Annotated in this window: 3 protein-coding genes; 2 read left to right on the top strand and 1 reads right to left on the bottom strand. The window is 71.2% G+C overall.

What is annotated here, in order from left to right:
• Positions 1 to 113: 113 nt before the first annotated feature.
• Complete coding sequence (locus tag FJY74_09720; GenBank protein ID MBM3308590.1) at positions 114 to 1,025, top strand: PD40 domain-containing protein; 912 nt, start codon at positions 114 to 116, stop codon at positions 1,023 to 1,025.
• 84 nt (positions 1,026 to 1,109) lie between these two features.
• On the opposite strand, the gene FJY74_09715 is transcribed toward FJY74_09720, so the two are convergent.
• Complete coding sequence (locus tag FJY74_09715) at positions 1,110 to 2,519, bottom strand: right-handed parallel beta-helix repeat-containing protein (protein ID MBM3308589.1); 1,410 nt, start codon at positions 2,517 to 2,519, stop codon at positions 1,110 to 1,112.
• A gap of 165 nt (positions 2,520 to 2,684) precedes the next feature.
• On the opposite strand from FJY74_09715, the gene FJY74_09710 reads away from it, so the two are divergent.
• The coding region (locus tag FJY74_09710; GenBank protein MBM3308588.1) for a hypothetical protein at positions 2,685 to 3,012 on the top strand (328 nt) is incomplete at its 3' end.

The following is a 3,012-nucleotide window of genomic DNA, read 5'->3' as shown; positions in this document are numbered from 1 at the left end:
GCTCGACGAGTAGGATCCCCGAGAGCCTGATGCTGCACGCGGGGCCCGCCCTTCTCGGCGAGGGCCCTTCTCTCGAAGCCGGCGGGCGAGGCGAAGGGAGGCCGACCGTGCGCATGCTCGCGTCGTCAGCGGCGGCAGCGGTCGCGCTGGCGGCGGCCGTGTGGATTGCGGCGGCCGCCGAATGGCAGGTGACGATCGCGAGCGCGAACAGCGCCCACCCGTCGTGGTGCGGGGACCACATCGTGTTCCACTCAGACCGCGTCACGCCCGGCAACTACCAGATCTGGATGGTGAGCGACCAGGGCGAGGTGACGCCGCTGTGCGTGACGAACGATCCGACGAAGTCGCTACGCGAGCCCAGCTGGAACTGCGCAGCCCAGTTCGTCGCCGTATGCGGGGGGACGGGGGAGAGGGACCGGATCTACCTCGCATACGAGTGGGGTCCGCCGTACATCCTCGTTGAGCCCACGCAGTCCGCTGCCGACAACGAGTCGCCGAGCTACCTGGGCGGCACAATCGCGTTCCACTCCGACCGGGCGGGCCAGCGGGACATCTACCTCATGTCCGAGGGCGGAGAGCAGAACTGGCTCACCCGGCTCACGACGAGCGCGGCGGACGATGTCGATCCGGCCATCTCGCCGGACGGCTCCCGGATCGCGTTCGCGAGCGACCGTGCGGGGGACCTCGACATCTGGCTCACGGGCGAAGAAGGGGAAGGGGTCACGCTTCAGCGCCTCACGGCGAGCGGAGCGCGGGACGTCGAGCCCGCCTGGTCGCCGGGGGGCACGCACATAGCGCTCGCGAGGCTCGGGGTCGGGATCGTCGTCGTGAACGTAGCCACGCGAGCCGAGCATCAGGTCACCGCGGGCGGCACGGACCGGTCTCCGGCGTGGTCGCCCGAGGGCGACCTCATCGCGTTCACGCGTCCGGGAGCGTACGATCAGATCTGGTGCAGTGACAACGTGCCGTCCGGTACCGCGGTGGCGTGGGCGACCTGGGGGAGCATCAAGGGGCTGTACAGGTGAGCGCGCGGCGGCAGGCGTCGACCGGGCGGCGGTCGGCATCTCGCGCGGGCGTCCGCGCGGCGGCCGGTCCCCGGCCCCGCGTCGCTATCTGAGGACCACGAGCTTCCCGACTGATCCTGACCACGTCGCCGACCCCGCGCGCGCGAAGTAGACGCCGTGCGGGACGTCGGCGCCGGAGGCGTCCCTTCCGTCCCAGCGCGCGTGGCGCAGCCCCCCGGCGGCGGGCGAGAGCGCGATCCTCCGCACGAGACGCCCGCGGAGGTCGTGGATCGTCACGGCCTCGGGGTCGGCACCCTCGCTTCCCGTCTCGATGACGAACAGGACAGGGCCCCGCGCCGGATTGGGGAAGACCTCGAGCCGCGCCGCGCCGCCGGTTCCCACTTCCGGCACGCCGGTCCCGCCGCATGGACACCCGATGCCCCACGCGCCGATGTCCGCCCCGCCCGCGCCAGCACCCGCGCACGGCGAGCACTCGTTCACGGTGAACGAGCCGGCCGTCGTATCGCAGAACGCCGGGTCCACGAAGACGTTGTCGTGGTGCGTCCCGCACAGGCTGTCGCCGCCCGCGTTGCCGAACGAGCAGGAGTGCGTGATGGTGAAGGCGCTCGCGCCCGGGCAGTACACCGCGGCGCCGGTCGTGCTGAAGGCGAGGATCGTGTTCGTGATGGTCGGCGACGCGTCGTAGCCGTAGACGGCGCCGCCGTTCGATGCGGCGTTCCCGACGATGGTGCAGTTCGTGATGACCGGGGCCGAGTAGCAGCAGTAGATGCCTCCCCCGTACGTGGCCGCGGTGTTCCCCGCGATGGTGCAGCCCGTGAGGCGCGCGCCCGAGCCGCCGCGCAGGATCCTGATGCCGCCCCCGCCGCGGACCGCCGCGTTCGCGACGACCCGGCAGCGTGTGAGCGCGGGGGAGGAGTCGGCCGCGTACATCGCCGCGCCCTCGTCCGCGGTGTTGCCGGTCAGAACGCAGTCCGTGAGCGCCAGGGCGGAGTTCGAGCAGTAGACGCCGCCGCCGTAGCCCGTCGCGGAGCCCGCTCCGGTGACGCACCCCGAGATCACGCAGTTCTCGATGCGCGGCGAGGCGCCCTCGCACAGGATGCCGCCGCCGCGCTCCGCGCTCTCACCGTTCGCGATGGTGAACCCGATGACGGCGGCGGCGCCCGTCTCTCCGGTGTGGAATCGGAAGGCGCGCCCCAGGCGCTCGCAGTCGATCACCGTCTGCGCGGGACCGGGCTCGGATGCCAGGACGATGGCCTTGCCGGTGAAGTCGAGGTCGCGATTGGCCGGGCCCGCGTAGACGCCCGCCGCCACGAGCACGCTGTCGCCGCTCGCCGCTGCGGTCAGGGCCGCCTGGATGGTGGTGTGGTCCCCGCCGCCGGACTGGTCGACGCGGAGCGTGGCGGCGCGCAGGGGGCCGCACGCCGCGACGGCCAGCGTCCCGGCCAGCGCGAGCGCGCGCAGGGTCGCGGTACCCGTGGCAGCGGCACCGTTCATCTGTTGACTGAGACTCGTTTTCATGGTACCATTCTACCCGCTTGGCACCGCATGTCAAGCAATCAACCTGGAGCGCACGGTCGAGTGAGCGTCCGGCGGGCCCTCAGCGGCAGATGCGGACTTGGCACGGCGCAGGAGTGTGTCTCCGATCGAAGGGAGGGTCTCATGAGAGCGGCTCTGCTTGTATCTCTCGCTCTGATGTTGCTCGCGGCCCCGGCCCTTGCGCACTGGGATCCGGGTCAGCCCCAGAAGTGGGTCCAGTACCCGGACCTGACTCCGATGGGCGCGGACGTCAATGCCTCGATGCCGTATCTGCTTGCCGACGACTTCCCGTGCATCGAGACCGGCCCCATCACCGACATCCACATCTGGGGCTCGTGGTACCACGACCTTCCGCCGTTCGAGGACCCCGAGAGGGTCATCTTCACGCTCAGCATCCACAAGGACATCCCGGCGTGGCAGAGCCCGACGGGCTACAGCATGCCGGGTGAGG

It is taken from the genome of Candidatus Effluviviaceae Genus I sp. (assembly GCA_016867725.1).
Classification (GTDB): Bacteria; Joyebacterota; Joyebacteria; order Joyebacterales; family Joyebacteraceae; genus VGIX01.
Note: the sequence above shows the minus strand (reverse complement) of the source record. Positions and strands in the feature narration are given on the sequence as shown.